Raw genomic sequence first — 2396 nt, 5'->3', positions numbered from 1 at the left:
CAACCACCCTCGGTGCCGTGGAACCCGAGCGCAGCCGCAGCGACACGCGACGGCCCCATCCCCAACCATCAGGGACAAAAGGGGCGAACCGACCAGCCGGTCAGCAGCTCACAACCCCTGACGAATCGAGGCCGACGCGACAGCCGGGCCACCAGCCTGCCCACCATCAGTTCCGGAAAGCAAAGGGTCCACCGACTCCGCCGGCGGACCCTCAAGAAAGATCGAGGCTAGGAACAATAAATGGAGGCTCCGGAAATGAGAAGATGGGTTGGGAGAATTGTTAGTTCTCCCAATACCTTTGCCAGGCTGGTTTCGTCACTGTGCGCGCTCTGAACGCTTCACGGACGTGCGATGGGTCGCTTGTGCTGACATGGTGCAGCCACTCGAGTTGCCATTTGACCTCTTCCTGCTCCGCACGGTCCTGTTCGTTCTTATCGCCATAAGTATGAGCTGCACGGGCAACCTCAGCGCTTGCGAAGTTCGCGGCAGCCTCCGCTTCTTGGGGGTTGCCTGACTGCGCTGCTTTTAACGTGTGGGATGCAGCAACAATCACGCCGAACGGCACGTCGATGCTTTGCTTGAGGTCATCGCAGTAGCCTCCCGCTTCCTCGTCGAGGGTATCGGCCAGGCAGGTAGCGGTAGCCTGGTGGGCCGTCTCACCGGAAGCTAGATTCCAGGCGGTCTTGACTGCTTCCCACACATCACCGCGATACGGTGCGGCACAGGCCAAGTACAAGTCGAAGACTCGCTCGGTAACACCTGCCGCGAAGGCGGCGCACTGTTGGGGGGACATCTTGAGTAGGATGGCGAAATGTGATTTCGGCAGCATACTGCGGCTCCATTGGTGCAATTTTGATAGCGGTGGGGAGTGGAATAGGTATCATACATGAGGCGCTTTGTGAACCTAGGAACCTCGGAGTAATGATTCAGCGGGACATCGGACGTACCACTACGACAATAGCCAGGCATTCCGCTTTATCCGCCCCGGTCACAACCTATGCATGTCCCGGATATTTAGGCGGCTCGCCAATCAGCCGAAGAAGCACTCCGCTTGGACGGTCACACTCCAACTGCTGGGGGCAAGCTGCTGGGAAGTCGAGGAACGCTTCACTCAGTTGGCATGGTAATCGGCAGCCCAGGAAGTCATGGCCGTGTCAGCACTGCCCATGGCAGCTACCTGCAATGAACCGGTGCCGCTGAAGCTCATGCCTATCGGCGGCTGCCATGCGGAAGAAGTTACGGCCTCCGGGGTCTGGGCAAAGCTCGGGGTCATGGAGATGCCAATCAAAGCAGAAGAAGCCAGAGCGGCAATTGCCACGTGGCGCGCGTTTCGAGCGATGGCGTACATAAACAGGCTTCCCTTTCGTCGTGAAACCGATCAAGAAGATAGCAGAAAGTGACATGTCTGTTGCGCAGGGTAGGTACACTTTCGGACAGATGTCTCCGATTATCGGAGTGTCTCTGCAGCGGTAAGGCGTCCCACTCTCGAGAGCCAGGACGGCGAGGGCCTGTGTGAAGTCGTGATCATTCTCGGGCTTCTGGTCCTGTGCGGTGGCGGGACCTGGTAGGACGCTGGGTATGACACGTAGGCAACCCCCAGCAGCAAGAGCGACGGCGCATCAGGCGACGGCGCAAGCTCCGCCTGAACCAGGCCCTGCTCGGCAGACCCCGGGGCGGAGTGACGAGCAAGATTCATCTGGCCGCTGACCACAAATGCCGTCCGCTGTCACTCGTACTGACTGCAGGGCAGGCCGCCGACAGCCCGCGCAGTTCCTCCCCGTGCTGCACCAGATACGGGTCCGTCTGCCTGTCGGCCGGCCTCGGACCCAGCCCGGCGCTGTCGCCCCCTACAAGGCCTACTCGTCCCGCGCTAACCGCCTTTACCTGCAGAAACGTGGCATCAAAGCAGTGTTGGCTGCCACTCAAAATCGTGATGGGTTTGCCACTCGCGATGGTGATGTTCGGGGATGAAGAGAGCCCGCTGGTGGTTTTCCAGCGGGCTGTTTGATCTTCATGGTGTCACTGGGATGTTGAGGGTGCCGATGGTGGGCGCGGTCGTCATTCGGCGGTGACTTCGGCGACGGCGGCGCGTGCGCTGGTCTCGTCGACGATGGGCTTGCCCTCGGCGTAAGCGGACAGCAGGGCCTGGACGGCGAGGTTGTTGACGGCGCGGGGATAGCCGCGGGCGGTGTCGTGGATCAGGGTGATCGCGTCGTCGGTGAACAGGGTGTCGGTGCGTCCGGCGAGTGCGAGGTGGTGGACCAGGTAGGAACTGGTCTCCTCGCCTGTCATGGACGGCATGGGCATTGTCAGGTTGAGCGGGAGCCCTCGCCGGTGGCATGATCATCTGTCTGGTCGGATCGCCGGGAGGGGCTGCTCGTGGACGCGGTGTCGTA

The 2396-nt window shown here is 60.9% G+C and carries 3 protein-coding genes and 1 pseudogene; 1 reads left to right on the top strand and 3 read right to left on the bottom strand.

Annotation, left to right across the window (positions count from 1 at the left end):
• Positions 1-280 precede the first annotated feature (280 nt).
• Together ABZT03_RS43830 and ABZT03_RS43825 are read right to left on the bottom strand one after the other, a co-directional pair.
• Positions 281-829: a hypothetical protein gene (locus ABZT03_RS43830; RefSeq protein WP_356049857.1), complete on the bottom strand. Its 549-nt coding sequence runs from the start codon at positions 827-829 to the stop codon at positions 281-283.
• Positions 830-1111: 282 nt separating this feature from the next.
• A complete protein-coding gene (locus ABZT03_RS43825; RefSeq protein WP_356049856.1) occupies positions 1112-1348 on the bottom strand; it encodes a hypothetical protein in 237 nt (78 codons plus the stop codon).
• A gap of 258 nt (positions 1349-1606) precedes the next feature.
• Between ABZT03_RS43825 and ABZT03_RS43820 the strand changes: the two are divergent.
• Positions 1607-1914 (top strand): annotated as a pseudogene (locus tag ABZT03_RS43820) (transposase); the annotation flags it as partial.
• Positions 1915-2058: 144 nt separating this feature from the next.
• Here ABZT03_RS43820 and ABZT03_RS43815 read toward each other — a convergent pair.
• Entirely contained in the window at positions 2059-2301 is a 243-nt protein-coding gene (locus tag ABZT03_RS43815) for a hypothetical protein (protein ID WP_356049855.1), read from the bottom strand.
• Between the last annotated feature and the right edge of the window lie 95 nt (positions 2302-2396).

Source organism: Streptomyces sp. NPDC005574, from assembly GCF_040605435.1.
In the GTDB taxonomy this organism is placed as follows: Bacteria; Actinomycetota; Actinomycetes; order Streptomycetales; family Streptomycetaceae; genus Streptomyces.
Note: the sequence above shows the minus strand (reverse complement) of the source record. Positions and strands in the feature narration are given on the sequence as shown.